The organism is Pantoea sp. SGAir0175 (assembly GCF_043547855.1).
Genome location: NZ_CP028081.1, coordinates 807,829 through 834,420, shown reverse-complemented (window position 1 = coordinate 834,420; position 26,592 = coordinate 807,829). Strand labels below are relative to the sequence as shown.

Below are 26,592 nucleotides of genomic sequence, written 5' to 3'. Positions count from 1 at the left end.
AGAGAGAAAGGGGCACCTCCCTGTGCCCGTTATGCTTCCCTGCGTTACACCCACTAAGCCGTGTGGTTTTGATGCGGTTGCTGCAGCAACTCCTCCAGTGAGACGTTTACGCCTTCCAGGGTAATCAGCTGCGTACTGCTGTACCCCGTGCCGCTGCCGTCACGGTCAATCGACAACACCGTATTGCCGTCCGCGGTATGATCCACTTTCACAAAGTCATTGATATTACTGGTGGAATCATTCCAGCCGATCAGCAGACTGCTGACGTCGATCTTGTCACCCTGCGCGACGCTGAAGTCGGTCCAGGTGTCGTGACCGTTGCCGCCGGTGGCATCTGCGCTGCTCAGCAGGTGGTAAACCAGCGTATCTGCGCCGGCACCGCTGGTAATGGTGTCGTCGTAGGCGCTGCTGGTTAGGCTGTCAGCCGCGGCGCTGCCCGTGATGGTCGGGTGGAGCTCAATGGTAAAGGTGTTGCTGGTGATAGTGCCGTCGGACGACGCCAGGGTGTAGGTAAACACCTCCTTATGCGTGATGTTCTGGATATTCACATCCGCGTTCAGGGTATAGGTATAGCTACCGTTGGCGGCGATGGTCAGCACACCAAAGTCCCCGGCCACCGCCGTGCTGCCCACGCTGCTCACGGTGGTGAGATCGCCGTGCTCATTGAGGATGCTCAGCGTGCCGCTGTGGCTGACGTTGCTGTCTCCCCAGATGCTGCCGCTGGCATCATGCTCGCTGCTGGTGGTGGTTTCCGCCGCCAGACTGGTGGTGGCGAACAGCGCGGTGGCCGCACCGTTATGCAGCGTCACCGTCAGCGTCGCCGAGGTCACTGCACCGCTGGCATCCCGCACCGAGTAGGTGAAGGTGTCTGCGGATGGCAGGGTATCGATATCCAGCCCGGCCTTCAGCGTGTAGGTGTAGTTACCCTTCGCATCAATGGTCAGCGTACCGTAGGTGGTGTTGATCACCGTATTGCCGCTGGACGCCACCGCGCTGCTGCCCACCGACGCCACCGCCGTGCCGGACGGAATCGTCCCGGCGATGGAGCTGGTGTCGTTGGTCAGCAGGTTACCGGTGACCGTCGCGGCGGTGGTGACCGCCAGCGTGGTGAAATCCGACACCGTACTTACCGTGGTGGTTGGCAACACACTAATGTTGGTGGTGGCTGCCACCACCACCGCATAGTTGCCGGTCCCCAGTCCGGTGTAGGTTACGTTTGCCCCTTTCAGCGTACCGATCGTCAGCAGCGCGTTAATGTAGTTGGTCTTAATACTGATCAACTGCCACGAGCCGTTCGCCTGCTGTTCGTACAGGTTTAACGAATAGTTGGCGGCCACGCCGAGGCTGGTTACCGAACCGTTGAGCGTCACGGTACGGCTGTCATCGTTACCCACGCTGAACAGGTAAGCATTACCGTTGTTCAGTACGCTGGCATTGAGCACCGTACCCAGCCCCACGGTCAGCAGCGCGGTGTGCGACGAGTTGACCGTACCGTTGTTCACCGTTGCCTGCGTGCTGGTGTAATCCACCTCGTTGCTGTCGTTGGTCGCCACGATGCGAATCGCACCGGTCAGCGAGGCCCCCGGCGAGACGTTACCGGCGCGATCCGTCTGGATCACCGAGAGCGGCGCACCGGTGATCTGCGCGGTGGTGAGCGTCACCGACCAGTTGCCGCCGCTGCCGACCGTGGTGGTACCGAGCGCGTTGCCGCTGGCATCGCGCACCGTCACCGTGGCCCCCACTTCACCGCTACCGGTGACGAGGGTACCGGCGCTGTTGATCGCCAGCCCGCTTACCGCCGCCGGAGGCAGGGTATCCACATTTACCGTCGCCGTGATGTTGCCGGTGCTGACGTTACCCGCCGCATCGGTCACCGTGGTGCTCAGCGTGTGCGCGCCGTTCGCCAGCGTGGCGGTGGTGAAGCTCCAACTGCCATCACTCCCCGCGGTCACAGAACCAATGGCGCTGGCACCGTCGTAGATGGTGACCACCGCACCCGCTTCCGTGGTGCCGCGCAGCGTTGGCGTGGTATCGCGCGTAAAGGCGCCGTTCGCCAGCGTCACCGGCGTACCGCTGATGTCATCAATGATGGTCAGCGTACTGGCAACCGGCACCACGGTATCGACGATCAGCGTGGTCGACACCTGCGGGCTGACGTTGCCCGCCGGGTCGGTCTGCGTCACGTTGAGCGTGTGGCTGCCGTTGCTCAGCGCGTTGCCCACCACGAAGCTCCAGCTGCCGTTGCTGCCCACCGTGGTGCTGCCCAGCAATGTGGTGCCGTCGTACACCGTGATGCGCGCGCCCGCCTCGCCGTTGCCGCTCAACAGCGGCGTGCTGTCGTTGGTGACGCCATTATTCGGAATGGTCACCGCCGTGCTGCCGTTGTTGTTGAGCGCCAGCAGATTGGTGATGGCCGCCGGTGCCGTGGTATCGATGATCACCGTGGCCGCGGTGGTGCCGCTGACGTTACCTGCGGCATCCGTTACCGTCACCGTGATCGGGTGCGGACCGGCGCTCAGCGCCGCCAGTGGCGTGAAGCTCCAGCTGCCGTCCGCCTGCACAATCGCCGTGCCCAGTGCCAGACCGTTGTCCAGAATGGTGACGCGTGCCCCGGCCTCCGCCGCGCTGACGCTGCCGCGCAGCGTTGGCGTGGTGTCGTTGGTCGCACCACCGTTGACGATGGTGGCACCGGTCGCATCATTAATAATGGTGAGACTGGTGTTCGCTGGCGCCACCGTATCCACGGTGAGGTTAATCACCTCAGAACGGGGGCTGACGTTGCCCGCGCTGTCGGTCACCGTCACGCTCAGCGCATGGGCGGCATTGCTCAGCGTCGGCGAGACGAAGCTCCAGCTGCCGCTGGCGTTAGCCTGCACCGTTCCGAGCAGCGTGTTGCCATCGTAAACCGTGACAATCGCGTTCGCTTCCGCCGTGCCCTGCAGCGTCGGCGTGCTGTCGTTGGTGACTCCGTTATTGACGATAGCCACACCGGTGGCGTCGTTGGTCAGCGTCAGTCCGGTTGCCGCCAGCGGCGGCGCGGTGTCGACGGTCAGCGCAAGGGATGCTGCGGGACCGGTATTGCCGGCCGCATCCGTGGCCGTCACGCTGAAGGTGTGTAAACCGTCAGACAGGGTGCCAGTGACGAAGCTCCAGCTGCCGTTGCTGGCCGCGGTAACCGAACCCAGCACCGTATCACCATCGCGGATGGTCACGATGCTGTTGGCTTCCGCCGTGCCGCTCAGGCGTGGCGTGCTGTCATTAGTGACGCCACCCGCCGCAATCGCCACCGGCGTGCTGCCGTTGTTGTTCACCGCTGCCAGCCCGGTAATAGCCACTGGCGGTGTGGTGTCGATCACCAGCGTGGCGCTGGTGGTGGCACTGACGTTACCGGCCGCATCGGTGACCGTGACGTTGAGCGTATGAAGCGTTTCGCTCAGCGCCGTGGCTGGCGTCAGCGTCCAGTTGCCGTCACTGCCCACCTGCACGGAGCCGACCAGCGTGGTGCCATCCAGCACGGTGACGATGCTGCCCGCCTCCGCCCGGCCACTCAGCACCGGCGTGCTATCACTGGTGACGCCGCCATTCGGGATGACGGTACCGCTGACGTCGTTGGTGACCACCAGCGTGGCCGCGCCCGGCGCAACGGTATCGACGGTGATGGTCACCGGCGTGGTGCGCGGGCCGGTATTGCCCGCCGCATCGGTGACCGCCACGCTCAGCGCATGCGCGCCGTTACCCAGCGTCGGTGAAACAAAGCTCCATGCGCCGCTGCCGTTCACGAGCGCCGTGCCCAGCAGCGTATTGCCGTCATAAACGCTAACCGTGGTGTTGGCCTCGGCGCTGCCGCTCAGCGTTGGCGTGGTGTCGTTAGTCGCGCCGCCAGCCGGTATGCTGACGCCGGTCACATCGTTAGTGATGGTCAGGTTGGTGGCCACCAGCGGTGGCGTCGCATCAACGATCAGCGTCACGCTGAGCGCCTCGCCGGTGTTACCCGCCGCGTCCGTTTCCGTGACGCTGAAGGTATGGCTGCCGTCGCTCAGTGCCGCAGAGGTGTAACTCCAGTTACCGCTGCTGCCGACCGTCAGCGAGGCCACCACATCGCCATCGAGGCGAATGGTCACCACGCTGCCCGCCTCTGCCACACCGCGTAACAGCGGCGTGTTGTCATTAGTGGTATCGCCGTCAGCAATCGTCACCGGCGTGCTGCCGTTGTTGTTGCTGGCCGTCAGCGTCAGATCGTCCGGCGCCAGGGTATCAACGATCACCGTCGCGCTGGTGCTGGTGCTGACGTTGCCCGCCGCATCGGTCACCGAAACGCTCAGGGTGTGCGATCCTTCACTCAGCGCTGTCGCTGGCGTGTAGCTCCAGTTGCCGCCGGACGGCACGGTCAGCGTGGTCAGCACATCACCATTATTGAGGATGGTGACCGTGCTGCCCGCTTCCGCTACGCCGCTCAGGGTTGGCGTGGCATCGCTGCTGTAGCCGCCGTTGAGCACCGGCTGCGCGGTATCATCGTTGGTGATAACCAGCGTCGAAGCATTCGGTGCGATGCTGTCCACAGTGAAGTTAAGCGCCGGGGTGAGAGCACTGCTGTTCCCCGCCGCATCGCTGACGCCCACGCTTAGCGCATGCGCCCCTTCGCTCAATGCAGGCGTGGTCAGCGTCCAGCTTCCACCCGCGCCCACCGTAACCGACGCGATGGCGGTGTTGCCATCGTACACTGTGACCAGGCTGCCCACTTCGGCGCTGCCGCTGAGTACCGGCGTGTTGTCATTGATGACGCTGCCGTCGCTGATCGGCACCGCCGTGCCGCTGCGATCGTTGCTGATCACCACATCAGCGGCCACCGCCGGCGCGGTGGTATCCACGGTGAAGCCGAGGGTAGCCGATGGCGTCCCCTCATCACCGCCAGGGTTTTGCGCGGTGACATAGTAGGCGTAGCTGTTATCACCTAATGGTGACGTTGGCGTATAGCTCCACTGGCCGTTAGCATCCGCCGTAACGCTGGTGATTACCGCATCCGTATTAGCGTCATAAATACGAATCAGCTGACCGGCTTCGGCAGAGCCGCTGAGCGTTGGCGTGGTGTCGCGGGTTACCGCGCCGTCTGCCAGCGTCACCAGCGTCGTGCCCGTGTCGTCAGTGATTTGCAGCGTCGAGGTGGCTGGCGGCAGATCGGCCTGCACGTTAAGGCTGAACGCCGGCGTCGCCGTGCTGACGTTGCCCGCCGCATCGGTGACGGTCACGGTGAAGCTGTGAGGTCCGTTGTTGAGCGCTGCGGTCGTAAAGCTCCAGGCCCCGCCCGAGCCAGCCAGCGCAGTGCCCAGCAGCGTGGTGCCATCGTAGATGTTCACCGTGCTGCCGGCTTCTGCCGTGCCGCTCAGGGTTGGCGTGTTGTCATCGGTTGACGCGCCGTTGTCCAGCGGGCCCGTCGTGCCGCCCACGTTATCGGCAACCACCAGGTCTGGAACCGCGTCTGGCACCAGCGTATCGACGGTGACATTCACCGGACCCACCGGCTCGCTGACGTTGCCAGCGGCATCCACCACCTGCACCGAGAAGGCGTAGCTGCCATCCTGCAGCGCGCTGGTTTCAAAGCGCCATACGCCATTGGCATCGGCGACCACCGAGCCAATCACCGTATCGTCCTGCAACAGATTGATGATGGCACCCGCCTGCGCCGTTCCGCTCAGCACCGGCGTGGTGTCGTTGGTAAAGCTGCCATCCACCAGCGGCAGTGCGGTCGGACCGTTATTGGCGTTGACCTCAAACGACAGCACCGGATCCGGCCCGACGGTGTTAACCGTCACGCCAACGCTCACCGGGTCGCTGACGTTACCCGCGCTGTCACTGACGACGACCGTCAGCGTGTAGCTGCCGTTATCCAGCGGCGACGTATTCAGGCTCCAGTTGCCTTCGCTGTCCACCGTCGCCGACCCCACCAGCACGTTGCCGTTGTACACGTTGACGAGAGCCCCCGGCTCACCGCTGCCGCTCAGCAGCGGCGTGTTGTCGTTAGTGGCGCCACCGTTGGCAATGGTGACTGGATTATCCGGATCGTTGTCATTCTGCAGCAGCACGGCGCTGACCGGCTGCGGCGGCGTAGCATCAACCTGAACGGTGAAGCTGGAAGACGGCGCACTGACGTTGCCGAGGCTGTCCGTCACCGTGGCCGTCAGGGTGTGCTGACCATCGGTGAGCACGGGCGACAGGAACACCCATTCGCCGTCCGCATTGGCGGTGGTCGAACCCAGCACCACATTGCCATCGTAAATGGTCACCAGGCTGCCAGCCTCCGCCGTACCGCTCAGGCGTGGCGTGTTGTCATTGGTAAAGGTGCCATCGGGCACCAGTACCAGATCGGTACCGTTGTCGTTATTTACTTCCAGCGTGGCCTGGGCCGGAGCCTGGTTATCCACGGTAAAGGTAATCGGTGCCGACGCCGGCCCGGTGTTACCGGCCGCATCGGTGACCGTCACCGTCAGGCTGTGCGCCGCGTTGGTGAGGGTTGGCACGTTGAAACTCCACGCGCCGTCACTGCCCGCAATCGCCGTACCAATCGGCGCGCCATTATCCAGAATGTTCACCGTGCTGCCCGGCTCAGCAACGCCCGCCAGCAACGGCGTGGTATCGCTGGTGGTCGATCCCGACGGAATATCTACCAGCGCACTGCCGTTGTCATTGGAGAGACTGATTTCCGTCACCTGATCCGGTGCGGTGGCGTCAATCACCAGCTGTGCCGTGACCGGCGCGCTGACGTTGCCCGCCGCGTCGCGCGCCACAACGGTTAAGGTGTAGCTGCCGTCACTCAGTGCGCTGGCCGGCGTGAAGCTCCAGCTGCCGCTGCTGCCCACAGTGACGCTGCCCACCGGACCGTTCTGCGAGGTAATCACAATCAGGCTGCCCGGATCGCCGCTGCCGCTCAGCACCGGCGTGTTGTCACTGGTTAAGCCGCCGTTCGGGATGGTGACCGGATCGCCGTTGCCATTGTCGCTGGCGACGCTCAACTGGGTGACCGCCGACGGTGCTACGGTATCGACGGTGATCGCCACGCTGGCGCTCGGTGCGCTGACATTGCCGGCGACGTCGGTAACCGTCACGCTGAGGCTGTGCGAGCCATCGGTCAGTTCAGGTGAGAAGGTCCATGCGCCGTCGTTATCTGCCGTCGCCGTGCCGATCGGCGTCTGTCCGTCATAGACGATGATGGTGCTGTTCGGCTCCGCCGTTCCGCTGAGCAGCGGCGTGCTGTCATTGGTGTTGCTGCCTGAGGTGATTGGCGTGGCCGGATCGACATTGTTGTTCACCAGCAGCAGATCGACGACCGCGTCCGGCGCCGTGGTATCCACGGTAAAGCTAATCGGCGCGGAAGGATCGCTGACGTTACCCGCCGCATCAGTCACCGTTACCGTCAGGCTGTGATCGCCCTCGTCCAGCGTACCGGTAACAAACTGCCAGCTGCCATCGGCGCCCACGGTCACAGAACCGATCGGCGTCGTGCTGTCGCCATCGTAGACAGTGATGATACTGCCCGCCGTGGCGCTGCCGGAGAGCTGCGGCGTAGTGTCGTTGGTCGCGCCATTGGCGGCAATCGCCACCAGCGTGCTGCCATCGTTATTGCTCAGCACCACGTCCACTGGCGCTGCCGGTGGCGTGAGATCAACGGTAAAGGTGTACGGCGCGGACTCCGGCCCGACGTTGCCTGCCGGATCGGTGACGCTGGCCGTCAGGCTGTGACTGCCCGCTTCCAGGGCGGTATCTGGCGTGAAGCGCCAGCTGCCGTCATTGCCGGCGGTAGCCGAGCCGATGATCACGCCGTTGTCGCGCACGATCACTACGCTGTCAGGCTCGGCGCTACCGCTCAACACTGGTGTGGTGTCGTTGGTCGCCCCGCCAGAGGCCACCGGTACGGCCGGATCAACCTCATCGTTCACCAGCAGCAGGCCGGTCGGCTCGGCCGGTGCCGTGGTATCCACGGTAAAATCAATCGCCGCGGACGGTGCGCTAACGTTGCCCGCCGGGCTGGTAACCGTCGTGGTCAGGCTATGTTCGCCCTGGCTCAGCGTCGGTACCGCATAGGTCCATGTGCCACCGGCCCCCACCAGCACGCTGCCCAGTACCGTGTTGCCATCGAGGATGGTGACGGTACTGCCGGCATCGGCGGTGCCGCTCAGCTGCGGCGTGGTGTCGTTGGTCGCGGTGCCACTGTTAATCGGCTGCGGCGTCTCGCCGTTATCGTTGTTCAGCACGACATCAACGGCGGCAGACGGCGTGGTGAGATCGATTGTGAAATCAAACGCATCAGACGCCGGCCCGCTGTTGCCCGCCGTGTCGGTGACAATGGTGGTCAGGCTATGCGTGCCCGCCTCCAGTGCCGGATCCGGCGTAAAGCTCCAGTTGCCGTTTGCATCGGCCTGCGCCGAGCCAATCACGCTGCCATTGTCGTAAATCGCGACGAGACTGCCCGGCTCCGCGCTACCGCTGAACAACGGCGTGGTGTCATTAGTGACGCCATCCGCCGCGATCGGCAGCGGCGTTGCGCCCTGATCGTTAACCAGCAGCAAGTCTGCGGCGGGCGCCGGATCGGTGAGATCGATGTTCACCTCCAGCGGAGCAGAAGGTGCGCTGGTATTGCCAGCCGGACTGGTTTCGGTCGCCGTCAGGCTGTGCTGCCCCTCGCCCAGCGCAGTGGCTGGCGTGAAGCTCCAGCTGCCGTCGTCGTTGACCGTGGTGGTGCCCAGCACGGTATTGCCATCCGAGACGGTGATGGTGCTGCCGGCGGTGCCGCTGCCGCTCAGGACCGGCGTGGTGTCGTTAGTGGCACCGCTGGTGATCAGCACCGGCGTGCCGCTCTGATCATCACTGAGCTGTACATTGCCCGGCGCGGCTGGCGTGGTGGTATCGATGGTAAAGCTGAGGGCGGCCGAGGGTTCGCTGGTATTGCCAGCGGTATCGGTCACCGTCGCCGTCAGGCTATGGTCGCCCGCTGCCAGCACCGGTGCGGTGAAGCTCCAGCTGCCGTCGTTACCGACGGTGGCGGTGCCCAGTACCGTATCGCCATCGGAAATGGTCACGGTGCTGCCCGGTTCCGCGCGGCCACTGAGCACCGGCGTGGTGTCATTGGTGAGGCCATTACTGACCGGCACCGGTGTACCGCTCTGGTCGTTGCTGAGCAGCAGCTCGCTGGCCACAGCGGGGGCGCTGGTATCGACGATGACAATCACCGCCGTGCTGCCCGGCCCGGTATTGCCCGCCGTGTCGGTAACGGTGGACGTCAGGTTATGCTGCCCTTCGCTCAGCGGATCGGTCGGGGTGAAACTCCAGCTGCCGTCGCTGCCTGCCGTCGCCGTGCCCAGCACCGTATCGCCGTCGCTGACGGTCACGATGCTGCCAGGTTCAGCGGTACCGCTCAGGGTTGGCGTGGTGTCATTGGTGCTGCCGCCCGCGGCAACCGGTGTGCCGTCGCCATTGCTGAGCTGCAGATTGCCTGCCGCCGCCGGTGCCTGCGTATCGACGGTGACGGTTACCGGTGTTGACGCCGGTCCGGTGTTGCCGGCCGCATCGGTGACGGTGCTGGTCAGGCTGTGGCTGCCATCGCTGAGGGGTGGCGTGGTAAAGCTCCAGTTGCCATCATTGCCCACCGTGGTGCTGCCAATCACCGTACCGCCATCGGAGATAATCACCACACCGCCGGCTTCGCCGCTGCCGCTCAGGGTTGGCGCAGAGACGTTAGTGCTGCCTGTGCCCAGCGGATCGCCGTCATCGTTGGTCAGCTGGATGCCAGTCGGTGCTGCGGGCGCGACGGTGTCGATGGTGATGGTGATCACCGGCGAATCCGTCACCGTGCCGCTGCCGTTATCGGCGCTGGCGCGGAATGCGTAGGTGCCGTCGGCCAGCGCTGCTGGCGTGAAGCTCCACTGTCCGTTGCTGCCCGCGACCACGCTGCCCAATACCGTGCTGCCGTTGTACAGGGTGACGAGATCGCCCGCCCCGGCCTGGCCGCTGAGAATCGGCGTGCTGTCGGTGGTGCTGTCGTTATTGGCCAGTTCGACCAGCGTGCTGCCGTTATCATCGGTGACAATCAGCAGGCTGCTGGTGGCCGGCACGCCCGCCTCGATGTTGACCGTGAACACCGGCGATGCCGGGCTGACGTTGCCGGCCGCGTCAGTCACCGTGGTGGTCAGGCTGTGCTGCCCGTTGGTGAGCGCATCTGGCGTAAAGCTCCAGCTGCCGTTGCTGCCGGCGGTAACGCTACCGAGCAGCGTGGTGCCGTCATAAATACGCACCACCGCGCCCGCTTCTGCCGAACCGCTCAGGGTTGGCGTGCGATCGTCGGTGGTCTGGCCGGAAGCCAGCGCGCCGGTGGCGCTGCCCGCGTTATCCGTCACCTGCAGGCCGCTGACGGCGGCAGGCGCGGTGGTGTCAACGCTAAAGGCGATCGGCGTTGATGCCGGGCTGACGTTGCCGGCGGCATCGGTCACCGTGGTGCTCAGGCTGTGATTGCCCTCGCCCAGCGCTGGCGTGGTGAAGCTCCAGCTGCCGTTACTGCCCACGCTGACGCTGCCGAGAACGGTGTTGCCATCGCGAATCGTGACAATACTGCCGGCTTCCGCCGTGCCGCTAAGCAGCGGTGTCGCATCGTTAATCGTGCTGCCGCCCGTCACCGGCTGTGCGGTACTGCCGGCATCGTTCAGCAGTGCCAGATCGCTGGCTGCCGCTGGGGGCGTGGTATCAACCGTAATGTTCAGGGTGACGGTGTCAATCACATTGCCGTCAACGTCGGTAATGGTGGCGCTGAACGCATGGCCGCCCTCACTCAGGTTGCTTAGGGCAAAGCTCCACTGCCCATTGCCGTCGGCGGTAGTGCTGCCGAGCAGATCGCCACCGTCAAAGATGCGGACGAGGCTGCCCGCCCGGGTCAGGCCGGCGAGGGTCGGGCTGTCGTCATTGGTGACGGCGCCGTTTTGCAGTGAGACGAGGGTATTGCCGCTGTCGCCCACCAGCTCAATGCTGGCGCTGGCGGGCGGCAGCGCAGCGTCCACATTGACCACAAATTCCGCGGTCGCGCTGCTGACGTTGCCCGCCGCATCGGTTTGCGTAACGGTCAGGCTGTGGCTGCCGTTGCTGAGCGCTGGCGTGGTAAAGCTCCAGCTGCCGTTGGCCCCGACAAGGGTATTGCCCAGGAGCGTGCTACCGTCGTAAATGCTGATCAGCGCACCGGCTTCGCCGCTGCCGCTCAGGGTAGGTGTGTTGTCATCGGTGGTAGCGCCCGACGTCAGCGGGCCCTGGCTGGCACCCACGTTGTCGATCACCTGCAGATCGCCGATCGCCGCCGGTGCGGTGGTATCGACGGTGACCACGATAGCCGCTGATGCCGGACCGGTGTTGCCGGCGCTGTCGGTTACCGTGGTAGTCAGGCTGTGATTGCCGTCGCTGAGCGCTGGCGTGGTGAAGCTCCAGCTGCCGTTACTGCCGACGATAGCCGTGCCGAGCACGACGTTGCCATCGCGTACCGTAACGGTGCTGCCGGCCTCTGCCGTGCCGCTCAGCGACAGCGTGTTGTCATTGCTGCTGCCGCCGGCGGCAATCGGCGTCACGGTGCCATTGCTGTCACCGGTCAGCAGCAGATCGCCTGCCGCGCCGGGTGCCACGGTATCGATGGTGACCGTCAGGGTGACGGAGGTGGTGACGTTACCGGCGGCGTCGGTGGCAACCGCGCGGAACGCGTAAGTGCCATCTGCCAGCGTGGCGGGAGTGAAGCGCCACTGACCGCTGCCGTCGGCAATAGTACTGCCCAGCAGCGTGGTGCCGTTGTACAGCGTGATGACGGCGTTAGCGCTCGCCAGGCCGCTCAGCACCGGCGTGCTGTCTTTGGTACTGGCGCCATCGCTCAGCGTGCGCAGCGTGGCATCGCTATCGTCGGTAATTTGCAGCGAACTGCTGGTTGACGGCAGGCCCGCCTGAATCGTCACCACAAACGGCGAGGACGCAGCGCTGACGTTGCCGGCAGCGTCCGTCAGCGTCACGGTCAGGCTGTGGCTGCCATTGCTCAGCGCTGGCGTGGTAAAACTCCAGTTGCCGTTCGCGCCCACCAGCGCCGTGCCGAGCAGCGTCTGACCATCGTAAACGCTGACCACAGCGCCCGCTTCACCACGGCCGCTCAGGATCGGCGTGTTATCATCGCTGCTCGATCCGTTTGGTACCGGCGTGGTGCTGCCGCCGCTGTTGTTGGTCAGGGACACGTCCGTGGCCACTGCCGGTGGCTGCGTATCGACAGTGAAATCAACCGGGCTGGTGGCCGGACTGGTGTTGCCGGCAGCATCGGTGACGGTAACCGTCAGGCTGTGCTGCCCTTCACCCAGGGCGGGTGTCGTGAAGCTCCAGCGGCCATCGGCACCGACGGTGACCGTACCCAGCAGCGTGGTGCCGTCGTAAATACTGACAATGGTCCCCGCTTCGGCCGTGCCGCTCAGTGTAGGCGTGTTGTCATCGGTGCTGGTGCCGCCCGTGATAGCGCCCTGCACGCTGCCCGCGTTATCCGTGATCAGCAGATCGCTGACTGCCGCCGGAGCCGTGGTATCACCGCCGCCGCCATTGTCGCCGCCGCCGTTATCCCCACCACCACCGCCGCCACCGCCGTTGTTACCGGCGATCAGCGCACCGATACCGGCCAGCGCGGCGCCGGCGATACCAAAGGCGGTTAGTGTTCCGTCACCCGTGACGTTTTCCGCTAACAGCCCTTCCGTGCTGTCGATAGAGACAAACTGGAAGCCTTCTGTGCCGGGATCTTCCACCCACCACAGCGCGCCTTTGTCGTCCTGCAGCACCAGATCGCTGTCGCCGTTAGCATCGTAGAATTTATGAATAACAACGACTTCACCGGATTTAGTGGTGACCACTAAATCACTACCATTGCGTGTGAAAGACTTAATATCAGCCTGATTAAGGTTGAGCTTAACCACACTGGGAGCAGTCAAATTAACCTGATTACCGCTCACTTCAGTAGCAATCGTTCCGCCTTTAGGCGTTACAGAGATATTGTTCATTTTATCGATATCCCGCGCAGTTATAAGCTTAATGGCATCCATAAAAACGCCCGGTATCGCCAGACACCGGTATTCTTCGCGAATAATTCAATGAATTACTCACATCTTCTCCAGGCCGGTTTCATCTGCCAGAGGCACAGTGAAAACGCGCTGAGTCGTTATTTGCCGCCCGTCCGAAAAAACAGCTCTGCCGAACTCTTTTCAGACTTGCGCCAACAAATCAGTGAGATAGACGCTCTTCCAGTGGTAGCCTTGCATGCCGTAAATTGATTTTTGCGACAGCAAATCAACCTGACGTTGATGTTCAACGCCCTCAATAATCACGCCGCGACATAATTGATTGAGGTGGTCGAGCAGAATGTCGAAAGTGCGATCTTCGCCAAATTGCCAAAAAAAATTTTTATCAATCTTGACGATGTCGAATATTCCGCTATCGAGCATGGTCAGGTTGGAATAACCCGGACCAAAGTCATCGAGCCATAACGGGGCCGGCGTGATTTTGGCTACGCCTTTCAGGATCAGCAGGTCGGCACTATTAAAACGTGCGGTGAAGAAGGCAGAGATTTCCAGCCGTAATCGCGTCAGCGCGGCCAGTTTTCTTTGTATTTCAGCATCTTTAAAAATGCCTGAAACAATATCTCTGTCTACATTAACGCTGATGACCTGCTCAAACCCCGCATGGTAAAGCTGAATAAGTTTTTCGACCTGGTGGAGGAATAACTGCCATTTTTCGTCAGCAGAAAGCCGACTGAAGAACCCTGCATCCCTGTCAGGGTTACGCTTATTATTGGTATCTGCATCATCTGCGAAACGCGTCAACAATTCCCATGCCACCACTTCACCGGAAATAGCGTGAACCGGCTCCAGCATCAGAATGTAGTCGGATTTGCAGCGCATTTTACGATCCTTACACTGGCTGATAGCGCGTTAAACCGTCAGCTTTTCTCATGTGATTCGTAAGGGAAACATCGATAAAACTTAACACCTTAACTGAAGGTTAACTTACAACTTACATTTTGAAAAATAGATTTCAGTGAACAACAGCGTGAACTTTAATCGTTTAAACCAATCAATAAAGCTTCCTTTTCACTGCATGTTTCATATAAAGATCAGATAATTCTTAGATTTCAGATTTTGCTTATCGGCCCTGACAAAAAATAAAATCCATACTCAACTGATTAATAAGCAATAAATTATACAGCATTGGTATAAATTCTGGCTTTGTCCTTAAGATGAGATAATGCACTGCTTAAAGCGGGATTCCAGAAAGCGTCAAAAAACCGACGGCCTGCACATCGCTAACCCACCGCCTTATGCTTAAATTTTTATTATAGATAGCCAGAAACTCATAAAAGAAAGATTGGTCATTTGCGGGCAGGTGCAACACTAAGCCACAGATTTAAAAAACGATTTTTTTGCTGCCGATGCGCTTTCGCTGCTGAATTAAGCAGATAGCTTTTGTTAATAAACGGTTTGAATTTGCTGTTTCGGCCGGGATAATTTCAGAGTGATAGCGATCACGAATTGAATAAATGGCAGGATGGATTGTCAGGGAAGGTGATAATAACGGGCTCCAGCCGGAGCCCGTTGCGGGAAATACACTTACTCGTCTTCGAGATAGGTGTAGCCGTAAAGCCCACTCTCAAACTCTTCAAGGAACTGCGCCCGCAGCTCTTCGTCAATATCCTGCTGCTGTTTTACCTGATCGCGGAATAACGTCATCAGATCGTTAGGATTGAGCTGCACGTATTGCAGCATATCCGCCACGGTATCCCCTTCATCAGACAGCTGCACTTCTACGCTGCCATCCGGGAAGGCGAAGACGTCAACCGCTTCGGTATCGCCAAACAGGTTGTGCATATTGCCGAGGATTTCCTGATACGCCCCGACCATGAAGAAGCCCAGCATCGGAGGATTATCCACATCGTACTCCGGCATTGGCATGGTAGTGGCAATACCGTCGCCGTCAACGTAGTGATCAATAGTGCCATCGGAATCACAGGTGATATCCAGCAGTACCGCACGACGCTGCGGAGTTTTGTTCAGCCCTTCCAGCGGCAGCACCGGGAACAGCTGATCGATGCCCCACGCATCCGGCATCGACTGGAACAGCGAGAAGTTGACGTAAATCTTGTCCGCCATGCGCTCCTGCAGCTCATCAATGATGGGCCGATGGGCGCGGTTGCTCGGGTCAAGGTGCTGCTGAATATAGTGGCAGATGCTGAGATACAGCTGCTCTGCCCAGGCGCGCTGACCGAGATCGTAGGTGCCTGACGAATAGCCGGTATGGATGTCGAACAGGTCCATCTGGCTGTCATGCAGCCATTCGCGCAGCGAACGGCGTACGCTTGGCTCGTGCATCTCCTGCCAGGTATCCCACAGGCTCTGAATCGGGCGCGGTGAGTCGGCATCCGGTGCGACCGGCGTACTGAATTCATTGCGCTCAACGCCGATGATGTTGGAGACCAGCACGGTATGGTGCGCGGTCACCGCACGCCCCGATTCCGTAATCACGGTCGGATGTTCCAGACCATGCTCTTCACAGGCATCGCCGATGGCCCAGATCACGTTATTGGCGTATTCGTTCAGGCCGTAGTTGACCGAGCAGTCTGACTGCGAACGCGTGCCTTCGTAGTCAACCCCGAGCCCGCCGCCGACGTCAAAGCACTTGATGTTGACGCCCAGCTTCGCCAGCTCAACATAGAAGCGCGCCGATTCACGCACGCCGGTGGCGATATCGCGAATATTGGACATCTGCGAGCCGAGGTGGAAATGCAGCAGCTGCAGGCTGTCGAGACGACCCGCTTTGCGCATGATATCGACCAGCTGCAGCACCTGCGATGCCGCCAGACCAAATTTGGATTTCTCGCCGCCGCTCGACTGCCACTTACCGGAGCCCTGCGATGCCAGACGGGCGCGGATGCCGAGGCGCGGCACCACGTTAAGCCGCTCGGCTTCTTCCAGCACCAGGCGCACTTCGGTCATCTTCTCAATCACCAGATAGACTTTATGGCCGAGCTTTTCACCAATCAGCGCCAGACGGATATATTCGCGGTCTTTGTAGCCGTTACACACAATCACCGAGCGGGTTTTTCCGGCGTGCGCCAGCACCGCCATCAGCTCAGCTTTGGAACCCGCCTCCAGCCCCAGCGGCTCGCCGGAGTTGACCAGCGATTCAATCACGCGCTTATGCTGGTTAACTTTGATCGGGTAAACCAGGAAGTAGTCGCCCTTATAGCCGTAAGATTCACGCGCGCGTTTAAAGGCGGCATTAATCGAACGCAGACGGTGCTGCAGAATTTGCGGGAAGCAGAACAGCGCAGGCAGGCGCTGGCCGTCGGCCTCGCGCTCTTTAACCAGCTTCGCCAGGTCAACGCGCACCTCCGGCTGATCCGGATCCGGGCAGACGCTGATGTGGCCGAGTTCGTTGACGTCGTAATAGTTGTTTCCCCACCAGGCAATGTTGTAGGTGCGCAGCATTCTGCTTGCGTCCTGATCGTTCATCGCCACCTCCTGCATCGAGCGGAGTACACCCTGTTCGCCAGCTGACGAACCCTTGATATTCTTCATGTCGTCAGACATCACGAACCTCAATTTTCCGTTGAAATATGAAAAAGTTGCCGGATTTTGCTGCTACTGCGCCGGATGGAAATTTCCTCATTCTGCTTATCTTGCCTCAGCAGGTTACCGTGCGCCTTACTGAGGTTAAGTGTAAAACACCGTGCCGGAAGCGGTGAACAACGGGGCAAAATCGTCCCGCATCACCTCACCACAGGCGAGTGAAACACAGCAGAGAAACTGGGGGAATAGCTTAGCCGGCGCTCGTGTCGGGATAATTACCGCAGCGCAGAAAACTTCGACGAGAGAAAAGAGCAGAACTGGAAATGGAAAGGCGTGCCAGCGCGCCAGAACGGCGCCGTGAACCGAAGAGAGCGAAAATGTGGTTCATTGTTTTTATCACCTCCAGCGCCTGCTAACAGCATGCGGAAACGGAGTGGATGAAAATCAGATCAACAGCCTCTGACAGCGCGACGCACGGGGGCGTCATCCATGGGACAACTGCGGCGTTTTATACAGTCTGACGCGGCAAAATGCAAAATCTTTGTCGGCGCGCTGCGGCGGGTGTCAGGAAAATATTCCAGTTGATCTGTAGCGATAAATGCGGATGGCGAAAAAGCACTGGAAAAACGCGCACTGAGTGACCTAAAATAGCCGTCCAGATGGTTTTCCATCTAAACTGATTAACATCCAGGCGGTGTGAGCCTGGTACGCTGACACTTCCTACTGCTTGCGGCTTTGCCTGAAGGGGCGTCGAGCTGGCATCATCCCGCTTACGCTATGCAGTCGAATTCAAACCATTTGCAAGGTAAAGAACAGAATGGCTAAACACCTTTTTACATCCGAGTCCGTATCAGAAGGACATCCTGATAAAATCGCCGATCAGATTTCCGATGCCGTGCTGGACGCCATCCTTGAACAGGATCCCAAAGCACGCGTCGCCTGCGAAACCTACGTAAAAACCGGTATGGTGCTGGTTGGCGGTGAGATCACCACCAGCGCCTGGGTCGATATCGAAGAGATCACCCGCAATACCGTACGTGAAATCGGCTATGTTCATTCCGATATGGGCTTTGATGCTAACTCCTGTGCGGTGCTGAGCGCGATTGGTAAACAGTCGCCGGACATCAACCAGGGCGTAGACCGTACCGATCCGCTGGAACAGGGCGCGGGCGACCAGGGCCTGATGTTTGGTTACGCCACCAATGAAACCGACGTGCTGATGCCGGCACCGGTGACCTACGCGCACCGTCTGGTGCAGCGTCAGGCTGAAGTGCGTAAAAACGGCACGCTGCCATGGCTGCGCCCGGATGCCAAAAGCCAGATTACCTTCCAGTATGACGGCGGCAAGATTGTCGGTATCGATGCGGTAGTGCTGTCAACTCAGCATTCAGAAGAGATTTCTCAGGCCGATCTGCGTGAAGCGGTGATGGAAGAGATCATCAAGCCGGTACTGCCGACCGAGTGGATCAACGCCAGCACCAAATACCACATCAACCCAACCGGTCGTTTCGTGATCGGCGGCCCGATGGGCGACTGCGGCCTGACCGGTCGTAAAATCATCGTCGATACCTACGGCGGCATGGCCCGTCACGGCGGCGGCGCATTCTCTGGTAAAGATCCGTCGAAGGTTGACCGCTCAGCGGCTTACGCTGCGCGCTACGTGGCAAAAAACATCGTTGCCGCTGGCCTGGCCGATCGCTGCGAAATCCAGGTTTCTTACGCGATTGGCGTGGCAGAACCGACCTCAATCATGGTGGAAACCTTCGGTACCGAGAAAGTTTCAACCGAACAGCTGACGCTGCTGGTGCGTGAGTTCTTCGACCTGCGTCCATACGGTCTGATTCAGATGATGGATCTGCTGAAGCCTATCTACAAAGAAACCGCTGCCTACGGTCACTTTGGTCGTGAACACTTCCCGTGGGAACAGACCGACAAAGCCGCCCAGCTGCGCGAGGCCGCAGGCCTGTAATCAACGCGGGTGCGGGCAACGGCTCTCACCCCGAACTTCTCTTACGGGAGAAGGTAAAATCGAGCCCGCGCAAGCGGGCTTTTTTACCGGCGAAATTTCCACGCTTTCGTCCCTGACCGCTTCCCCTATCCCGCCTTTGCACCATCACACTTTTTGTCTATACCACCGCAGGCGCATTTTTCAGCGCTGTCTACACTGTTAGCACTGCGCTTACAACAAAGTGTTAACGATTACATTTTGAAATCCTTTTAATATCTTCAATTTAGAGATTTTTCAGCGTAGTAACGGTGATGAAAATGCGTTATTTTCAGCGTCGTCTGATAGCCGATATTTATAGTGATGTCAGAAACTTAAAGGGTGCTATACCTTACTGGTTATGTGACTGATTCGGGCAAAAAATGCTGGATTACAGGGTTTCAGCGTGTGTAACCGATTACATCGATGTGATCGCACTCACTTTTTCCCGCAGGCAGCTTACTTAACATTGATAAAAACAAAGATGGATAAACTTCGGAGGCAATATGCCTGGTAATACTCACAAAAGCAGAACCTCAAACAAGGCGATGACCCTGTTTGTCTGCTTTCTGGCCGCTCTGGCGGGCCTGCTGTTCGGTCTGGATATCGGCGTTATCGCCGGTGCCCTGCCCTTCATCGCGAAAGATTTCAACGTTACCGCACATCAGCAGGAGTGGATCGTCAGCTCAATGATGTTCGGTGCTGCGGTTGGTGCCGTGGGCAGCGGCTGGATGTCTTCGCGTCTCGGCCGTAAAAAGAGCCTGATGGCCGGTGCCATCCTGTTCGTTATCGGTTCACTGTGGTCGGCGATGGCGCCAAACCCGGAAATGCTGATTGCCGCACGCGTGGTGCTCGGCCTTGCCGTCGGCGTTGCCTCTTATACCGCCCCGCTGTATCTCTCGGAAATCGCACCGGAGAAGATCCGCGGCAGTATGATTTCCCTGTATCAGCTGATGATCACCATCGGTATTCTCGGCGCTTACCTGTCGGACACCGCGTTCAGTGCCTCGGGCGACTGGCGCTGGATGCTGGGCATCATCACTATTCCGGCGGTGCTGCTGCTGGTTGGCGTGGTGTTCCTGCCAAACAGCCCGCGCTGGCTGGCGGCGAAAGGTGACTTCCGCGATGCACAGCGCGTGCTGGACCGCCTGCGTGACACCAGCGAGCAGGCGAAACGCGAGCTGGATGAGATCCGCGAAAGCCTGAAGATCAAACAGTCCGGCTGGCAGCTGTTCCAGAGCAACAGCAACTTCCGCCGCGCGGTGTTCCTCGGCGTGCTGTTGCAGGTAATGCAGCAGTTCACCGGCATGAACGTCATCATGTACTACGCACCGAAAATCTTCGAAATCGCCGGCTTCGCCAATACCACGCAGCAAATGTGGGGCACCGTGATCGTGGGTCTGGTGAACGTGCTGGCGACCTTTATCGCTATCGGTCTGGTGGATCGCTGGGGCCGTAAACCCACGCTGGTGCTGGGCTTCCTGGTGATGGCGGCCGGCATGGGCATCCTCGGTACCATGCTGCACATTGGCATTAACTCTGCCGGTGAGCAGTACTTTGCCATCGCCATGCTGCTGATGTTCATTGTTGGCTTCGCGATGTCAGCCGGTCCGCTGATTTGGGTACTGTGTTCTGAAATTCAGCCGCTGAAAGGGCGTGATTTTGGTATCACCGTCTCTACCGCGACCAACTGGATTGCCAACATGATCGTTGGTGCCACCTTCCTGACCATGCTGAACTCGCTGGGCAACGCGCCGACTTTCTGGGTCTACGCCGCGCTGAACGTGTTCTTTATTCTGCTGACGGTCGCGCTGATTCCGGAGACCAAAAACGTCTCGCTGGAGCACATCGAGCGCAACCTGATGTCGGGCAAAAAACTGCGCGATATCGGCCAGCAGTAAGGCCAGACGCGTTAACCGGGGCTGCCGCAGGGCGGCCCTTTTTTTTATCTGCCGCCTGTGCGCATGCAGTTGCGTACCCCGCGGCAACGCCTTATGCTGCCGCACATGAAAACGCCACGTCTGCCCATCGCCCTGCAACAAGCCGTCATGCGCTCGCTGCGCCATTTTTTGCAGCTGGCTCAGCAAAAACTCGAACGTCATTTCGAAGAGCCAACGCTGGTTTATCAGCAGCGCGGTACGGCCGCAGGCACCGCGTGGCTGGAGCAGTGGCAAATTCGCCTCAACCCGGTGCTGCTGCAGGAAAACCAGCAGGCTTTTATTGATGAAGTGGTGCCGCATGAGCTGGCGCATCTGCTGGTGTGGAAAACCTTCGGCCGTGTGCCGCCGCACGGCAAAGAGTGGAAGTGGATGATGGAGGACGTGCTGGGCGTGCCCGCCCGCCGCACCCACCAGTTCGCAATCACTTCGGTGCGCAGCAATACCTTCCCCTATCGCTGTCGCTGCCAGCAACATCAGCTGACGGTACGCCGCCATAACCGCGTGGTGCGTGGTGAGAGCGAATATCGCTGCGTGCATTGCGGTACGCTGCTGCAACCCGGTGAATACGCAGCGGATTAGTCCGCGATTCTCATTCCCCGCGCCCGACCATTCTGTTACCCTGCCGCCCTTTTTCGGTACCAGGTTATTTTTTGGAATATGTCTCGCAAAACGCTGTTATTACTCTCTCTGCTGGTCGCGCCGCTCAGCGCGTACAGCCTCAGTCTCACCCATTACAACCAGAACAATTTTCAGCAGGCGAAAGTGGTCGCGGCAAAGATCAACGCGGATGCGCCGGCGGATTTTTACTGCGGCTGCAAAATCAGCTGGCACGGTAAAAAAGGCGTGCCGGATCTGAACAGCTGCGGCTAAAGCGTGCGCAAGAACGCCAACCGCGCGGAACGCATCGAGTGGGAACACGTCATGCCGGCATGGGAGTTTGGTCATCAGCGTCAGTGCTGGCAAAATGGCGGACGCAAAAACTGCAGCAAAGACGCAGATTACCGTCGCATCGAAAGCGATCTGCACAACCTGCAGCCAGCCATCGGCGAAGTGAACGGCGACCGCAACAACTTCCAGTACAGCCAGTGGAACGGTGGCGAGCAGCCGTACGGTCAGTGCAGCATGAAGATCGATTTTAAGCAGAAGCGCGCCGAGCCTCCCGAGCGCGCGCGCGGCGCCATCGCCCGCACCTACTTCTATATGCGCGACCAGTATCATCTGCGCCTGTCACGCCAGCAAACCCAGCTGTTCACCGCGTGGAACAAGCAGTATCCGGTCACGCCGTGGGAGTGCGAACGTGACCAGCGCATCGCCGCGGTGCAGGGAAATCACAATTCCTGGGTACAGCAGGCTTGCCAGCGCTGAAAGCGCTACCCTACACTAGCTTTTTTCGATTGGGCCGCATCGCGCGATGCGGCATAACGCCGGCAGGAACCGCATGCGCATACCCCGCATTTATCACCCCGAAGCTCTAACCGTTAACAGTGAAGTTCTGCTTGATGAGGATGCCGCCAACCACGTCGGCCGCGTGCTGCGCATGAGCGCCGGACAGCAGATCGAGCTGTTTGATGGCAGTAATCTGACTTTTAGCGCCGAAATCACCCAGGCCGACAAAAAGCGTGTAAAAGTAAAGGTCCTTGCCAGCCAGCCTGACGATCGCGAATCCCCGCTGCACTTACACCTCGGTCAGGTGATGTCGCGCGGTGAAAAAATGGAATTCACTATCCAGAAATCGATCGAACTGGGCGTGAATGTGATTACGCCCTTGTTTTCTGAACGCTGTGGCGTAAAGCTGGATGCCGAACGCCTGGCGAAAAAGATTCAGCAGTGGCAAAAAATTGCCATCGCCGCCTGCGAGCAGTGCGGTCGTAATCGCGTGCCGGAAATCCGCGCTGCGATGACGCTCGAAGCCTGGTGCGCCGAAGCGGATGACGGCCTGAAGCTCAACCTGCATCCGCGCGCCAGCCACAGTATCAATACGCTGCCGCAGCCGGTTGAACGCGTACGGCTGCTGATTGGCCCGGAAGGCGGCCTGTCGGCAGAGGAAATTGCCATGACGGCGCAGCACGGCTTTACCGATATCCTGCTCGGTCCGCGCGTTTTGCGCACCGAAACCACGGCGCTCACCGCCATCACGGCACTTCAGGTGAGGTTTGGTGACCTCGGTTAAGGGATACTTTCAGCCCGAAGACACACGCAGATAACTGACCAGCACAACGCTTTCGCACGGAACGGGGTGGCTGAATTCCCCTTTGAGGAGAGAATAATGATTAAGCTTGGCATCGTTATGGACCCGATTTCGTCCATCAACATTAAAAAAGACTCCAGCTTCGCCATGTTGCTGGAAGCACAGCGCCGCGGTTATGAAATTCACTACATGGAGATGGGCGATCTGTCGCTGCGCGGTGGCGTGACTTATGCGCGCACCCGGCTGCTGAGCGTCGAGCAGAACTACGAGCAGTGGTACACGTTTGGCAGCGAGCAGACTATCCCGCTGGCCGATCTTAACGTGGTGCTGATGCGTAAAGACCCGCCGTTTGATACCGAGTTCATTTACGCCACTTATCTGCTGGAGCGCGCGGAAGAGCAAGGCACGCTGATCGTTAACAAACCGCAGAGCCTGCGTGACTGCAACGAAAAACTCTACACCGCCTGGTTTGCCGACCTGACGCCAGACACGCTGGTGACGCGCAACAAAGAGCAGCTGCGCGCGTTCTGGCAGGAGCATGGCGATGTGATCTTCAAGCCGCTCGACGGCATGGGCGGCGCGTCGATTTTCCGCATCAAAAAAGATGATGCCAACTTCGGCGTGATCACCGAAACGCTGACCAACCACGGTCAGTTCTTCTGCATGGCGCAAAATTATCTGCCGGCGATCAAAGACGGTGATAAACGCGTGCTGGTGGTCGATGGTGAACCGGTGCCATACTGCCTGGCACGCATTCCGCAGGGCGGCGAAACCCGTGGCAACCTCGCCGCCGGTGGCCGCGGCGAAGCCCGTCCGCTGAGCGACAGCGACTGGGAAATTGCCCGCCGCGTAGGTCCGACATTGAAAGCCAAAGGGCTGATTTTTGTCGGCCTCGATATTATCGGTGATAAACTGACAGAAGTTAACGTCACCAGCCCAACCTGCATCCGCGAAATCGAGGCGGCGTTCCCGGTCTCCATCACCGGCATGCTGATGGACGCGATTGAAAAACGTTTGGGCTGAGGATGCCGCAGGAGTGAGAGCTCCGTGAACCACCCAAAGCCGGTGCAGCCGTTCAGCACCGGCTATTTTTGGTAAACGAGTGAGAATGAATTTACAGCACCATTTCTTGATTGCGATGCCGTCGCTGCAGGACCCTTTCTTCAAACGCTCGGTGGTGTATATCTGCGAGCATAACGAAGAGGGTGCCATGGGTTTGATCGTTAACAAGCCGATGGACAACCTGACGGTCGAAGGCATCCTGAAAAAACTTAAGATCAGCCCATCAGAACGCGATCCTGCCATCAAACTGGACAAACCGGTGTTTGCCGGTGGTCCGCTGGCGGAAGATCGTGGCTTTATTCTGCACTCGGCCCAGCGCGTATTCTCCTCCAGTATCCGTATTTCTGACAATACGGTGATCACCACTTCGCGCGATGTGCTGGAAGCGATCGGCACGCGTGAACAGCCAGAGAACGTGCTGGTGGCACTGGGTTATTGCGCATGGGAGAAGGATCAGCTGGAAAATGAGCTGCTGGAGAATGCCTGGCTGACCACGCCGGCCAATACGCAGATCCTGTTCCAGACGCCGATTGCCGAACGCTGGCGTGAAGCCGCGCGCAGCATGGGTGTGGACATCCACAACATGACCAGCGATGCAGGGCACGCCTGATGGCCAGTGAAACGCTGCTCGGCTTTGACTTCGGTACCAAAAGCATCGGCGTTGCCATCGGGCAACAGCTGACCGGCACTGCGCGTCCGCTTACCGCGCTGAAAGCGCAGGACGGCACACCGGACTGGGAGCTAATAGGTAAGCTGCTGAAAGAGTGGCAGCCGGATTACGTGGTGGTTGGCCTGCCACTCAACATGGACGGCAGCGAACAGCCGCTGACTGCGCGCGCACGCAAGTTTGCTAACCGGCTTCACGGCCGCTTCGGCGTGCGTGTGGAGCTGCAGGATGAGCGCCTGAGCACCGTTGAAGCGCGTGCCGACCTGTTCGAACGCGGCGGCTATCGCGCGCTGCAGAAAGGCCATATTGATTCGCAGTCCGCAGTGATTATCCTGCAGGACTGGTTCGAGACGCATTAAATCAGCCCGAATGCGGCCGCGCGGTTTCGCGCCGCCGTGTCGGTGGTTCTCAGGGCACGTCCCTGCTCAAATCAATCCCGCCTCACGCCGGGCCTGCTCGCTCTGGGCGAAAGTCTGCATCCCTGCCTGCGCGCCGGTCTGCAACACACCGGGCAGCTGATGCATTTTGCCTTCGCGGATCAGGTTAGCGACCGCCGGCGTCGCCACCAGCACTTCAAACAGGCCAATGCGGCCGCCGGCTTTGGCGGCGACTAAACGCTGCGCCAGCACCGCTTTCAGGCTGCCGGCCAGCTGCGTGCGCACGAGGTTTTTCTCCTCGGCCGGAAAAACATCCACCAGCCGGTCCACCGCCTGCGTCGCGCCGCGCGTATGCAGCGTGGCCAGCACCAGATGGCCGGTCTCAGCAGCGGTCAGCGCCAGGCGGATGGTTTCGCTGTCGCGCAGCTCACCCAGCAGGATCACATCCGGATCTTCACGCAGCGCCGCTTTTAATCCGAGCTGAAACGAAGCGCAGTGCGCGCCGATTTCGCGCTGCTGAATCAGCGAACGCTGGCTGTGATGGACAAACTCGATCGGATCTTCCAGCGTGATAATGTGGCGCGCCTGCTGACGATTGAGGCTATCCACCAGCGCCGCCAGCGTGGTGGATTTGCCGCTGCCGGTCGCGCCGGTGATGAGGATAAGCCCTTCCTCCAGTTGCAGCAGCGAGCGCACCACGTCCGGCAGCTGCAGGCGCGCTATATCCGGTGGCTGGCTGGCAATCAGCCGCAGCGCCAGCGCCAGTCCGTGACGCTGGCGGAACAGATTGGCGCGCAGCCGGCTGCCGTTGCCGAGCGTGATGGCGAAATCGACGTGACCGCTGCCGGCTAACTCGCTGCGCTGCGCGGCGCTAAGCCACTGCTCGCTAAAGGCCTGCAGCCAGCGCTCAGGCAAGCTGTGCTGTTGCGGTATTGGCTCCAGCACGCCCTGTCGGCGCCAGTGCGGTAAATGTCCGCTGCAAAGGTGCAGATCGGCCGCATTATGCTTTACACTAAGCGCCACAACGTCATCCAAATCCATTTAACTTCTCCTGACTATGACTTCCATTGAGCACAACTTACAGCAAGTGCGCGAGCGGATCGCTGCTGCCGCCGCGCGTTGCGGCCGCGCGCCAGAAGAAATTACGCTGCTTGCAGTGAGCAAAACCAAACCTGCGAGCGCTATCGCAGAAGCCATTGCCGCCGGACAGCGCGCCTTCGGTGAAAATTACGTGCAGGAAGGGGTTGAAAAAGTTGCCGAACTGGCCGCACATCCTGATCTGCAATGGCACTTTATCGGGCCGTTACAATCCAATAAAAGCCGTCTGGTGGCGGAAAACTTTACCTGGTGCCATACCGTTGACCGTCTGCGTATCGCGCAGCGGCTGAACGATCAGCGTCCGGCCGCGCTGCCGCCGCTCAACGTGTTAATTCAGGTAAATATCAGTGACGAGCACAGCAAATCTGGCATCATGCTGGAGGCCGTCGCCGGGCTGGCGCAACAGATTGCCGCCCTGCCGCGTTTGCGCCTGCGTGGACTGATGGCAATTCCGGCGCCCGAGCAGGATTACGCGCGCCAGCTGGCGGTGTGCCAGCAGATGGCCAGCGCGTTTCGTGCCTTGCAACAGGACTATCCTGGCGTCGATACGCTTTCTCTGGGAATGAGCGACGATATGGATGCGGCGATTGCCGCAGGCAGTACGATGGTGCGCATCGGCACCGCGGTATTTGGCGCGCGGGATTATGCACGCCCTTCACAACAATAATTGAG

The 26,592-nt window shown here is 60.0% G+C and carries 12 protein-coding genes and 1 pseudogene; 9 read left to right on the top strand and 4 right to left on the bottom strand.

Annotated features, from left to right (window positions below; all coding sequences use genetic code 11):
* Nucleotides 1–53: 53 nt before the first annotated feature.
* The 3 genes from C1N56_RS03735 to speA form a co-directional block, all read right to left on the bottom strand.
* Nucleotides 54–13,043 (bottom strand): Ig-like domain-containing protein, encoded by a 12,990-nt coding sequence (locus C1N56_RS03735; RefSeq protein WP_394517139.1) that lies wholly within the window; start codon nt 13,041–13,043, stop codon nt 54–56.
* A gap of 201 nt (nt 13,044–13,244) precedes the next feature.
* On the bottom strand, nt 13,245–13,940 hold the full coding sequence (locus C1N56_RS03730) for an EAL domain-containing protein (RefSeq protein ID WP_058757107.1): 696 nt from the start codon (nt 13,938–13,940) through the stop codon (nt 13,245–13,247).
* Nucleotides 13,941–14,645: 705 nt separating this feature from the next.
* Complete coding sequence (gene speA / locus C1N56_RS03725; RefSeq protein ID WP_071813582.1) at nt 14,646–16,625, bottom strand: biosynthetic arginine decarboxylase; 1,980 nt, start codon at nt 16,623–16,625, stop codon at nt 14,646–14,648.
* A gap of 796 nt (nt 16,626–17,421) precedes the next feature.
* On the opposite strand from speA, the gene metK reads away from it, so the two are divergent.
* The 8 genes and pseudogenes from metK (at nt 17,422) to ruvX (ending at nt 24,804) form a co-directional block, all read left to right on the top strand.
* On the top strand, nt 17,422–18,573 hold the full coding sequence (metK, locus tag C1N56_RS03720) for a methionine adenosyltransferase (RefSeq protein WP_021506636.1): 1,152 nt from the start codon (nt 17,422–17,424) through the stop codon (nt 18,571–18,573).
* A gap of 521 nt (nt 18,574–19,094) precedes the next feature.
* A complete protein-coding gene (locus C1N56_RS03715; RefSeq protein ID WP_031279461.1) occupies nt 19,095–20,489 on the top strand; it encodes a sugar porter family MFS transporter in 1,395 nt (464 codons plus the stop codon).
* 105 nt (nt 20,490–20,594) lie between these two features.
* Nucleotides 20,595–21,107 (top strand): SprT family zinc-dependent metalloprotease, encoded by a 513-nt coding sequence (locus C1N56_RS03710; RefSeq protein WP_153002045.1) that lies wholly within the window; start codon nt 20,595–20,597, stop codon nt 21,105–21,107.
* A gap of 78 nt (nt 21,108–21,185) precedes the next feature.
* A pseudogene (endA, locus tag C1N56_RS03705) lies at nt 21,186–21,893 on the top strand (deoxyribonuclease I).
* Between the two features lie 73 nt (nt 21,894–21,966).
* On the top strand, nt 21,967–22,698 hold the full coding sequence (gene rsmE / locus C1N56_RS03700) for a 16S rRNA (uracil(1498)-N(3))-methyltransferase (RefSeq protein WP_021506632.1): 732 nt from the start codon (nt 21,967–21,969) through the stop codon (nt 22,696–22,698).
* Nucleotides 22,699–22,794: 96 nt separating this feature from the next.
* A complete protein-coding gene (gene gshB, locus C1N56_RS03695) occupies nt 22,795–23,739 on the top strand; it encodes a glutathione synthase (RefSeq protein ID WP_058781622.1) in 945 nt (314 codons plus the stop codon).
* A gap of 85 nt (nt 23,740–23,824) precedes the next feature.
* Nucleotides 23,825–24,388 carry a YqgE/AlgH family protein gene (locus C1N56_RS03690; protein WP_021506630.1) on the top strand — a complete coding sequence of 188 codons (564 nt, stop codon included), beginning with the start codon at nt 23,825–23,827 and terminating at the stop codon, nt 24,386–24,388.
* Complete coding sequence (ruvX, locus tag C1N56_RS03685) at nt 24,388–24,804, top strand: Holliday junction resolvase RuvX (RefSeq protein WP_058757113.1); 417 nt, start codon at nt 24,388–24,390, stop codon at nt 24,802–24,804. The genes C1N56_RS03690 and ruvX overlap by 1 nt, the downstream gene beginning before the upstream one ends.
* A gap of 66 nt (nt 24,805–24,870) precedes the next feature.
* Here the strand turns inward: ruvX and C1N56_RS03680 are convergent, their stop codons facing one another.
* On the bottom strand, nt 24,871–25,863 hold the full coding sequence (locus tag C1N56_RS03680) for a type IV pilus twitching motility protein PilT (protein WP_288424734.1): 993 nt from the start codon (nt 25,861–25,863) through the stop codon (nt 24,871–24,873).
* Nucleotides 25,864–25,879: 16 nt separating this feature from the next.
* Between C1N56_RS03680 and C1N56_RS03675 the strand changes: the two genes are divergently transcribed.
* Entirely contained in the window at nt 25,880–26,587 is a 708-nt protein-coding gene (locus C1N56_RS03675) for a YggS family pyridoxal phosphate-dependent enzyme (RefSeq protein WP_394517138.1), read from the top strand.
* Nucleotides 26,588–26,592 lie beyond the last annotated feature (5 nt).

What these genes read in the sequence shown, in the direction of transcription:
- ruvX (WP_058757113.1), top strand. Translation starts at nt 24,388, where the DNA reads ATGGCCAGTGAAACGCTGCTCGGCTTTGACTTCGGTACCAAAAGCATC.
- C1N56_RS03680 (WP_288424734.1), bottom strand. Translation starts at nt 25,863, where the DNA reads ATGGATTTGGATGACGTTGTGGCGCTTAGTGTAAAGCATAATGCGGCC.
- speA (WP_071813582.1), bottom strand. Translation starts at nt 16,625, where the DNA reads ATGTCTGACGACATGAAGAATATCAAGGGTTCGTCAGCTGGCGAACAG.
- C1N56_RS03690 (WP_021506630.1), top strand. Translation starts at nt 23,825, where the DNA reads ATGAATTTACAGCACCATTTCTTGATTGCGATGCCGTCGCTGCAGGAC.
- C1N56_RS03710 (WP_153002045.1), top strand. Translation starts at nt 20,595, where the DNA reads ATGAAAACGCCACGTCTGCCCATCGCCCTGCAACAAGCCGTCATGCGC.
- C1N56_RS03735 (WP_394517139.1), bottom strand. Translation starts at nt 13,043, where the DNA reads ATGAACAATATCTCTGTAACGCCTAAAGGCGGAACGATTGCTACTGAA.
- metK (WP_021506636.1), top strand. Translation starts at nt 17,422, where the DNA reads ATGGCTAAACACCTTTTTACATCCGAGTCCGTATCAGAAGGACATCCT.
- C1N56_RS03730 (WP_058757107.1), bottom strand. Translation starts at nt 13,940, where the DNA reads ATGCGCTGCAAATCCGACTACATTCTGATGCTGGAGCCGGTTCACGCT.
- C1N56_RS03675 (WP_394517138.1), top strand. Translation starts at nt 25,880, where the DNA reads ATGACTTCCATTGAGCACAACTTACAGCAAGTGCGCGAGCGGATCGCT.
- C1N56_RS03715 (WP_031279461.1), top strand. Translation starts at nt 19,095, where the DNA reads ATGCCTGGTAATACTCACAAAAGCAGAACCTCAAACAAGGCGATGACC.
- rsmE (WP_021506632.1), top strand. Translation starts at nt 21,967, where the DNA reads ATGCGCATACCCCGCATTTATCACCCCGAAGCTCTAACCGTTAACAGT.
- gshB (WP_058781622.1), top strand. Translation starts at nt 22,795, where the DNA reads ATGATTAAGCTTGGCATCGTTATGGACCCGATTTCGTCCATCAACATT.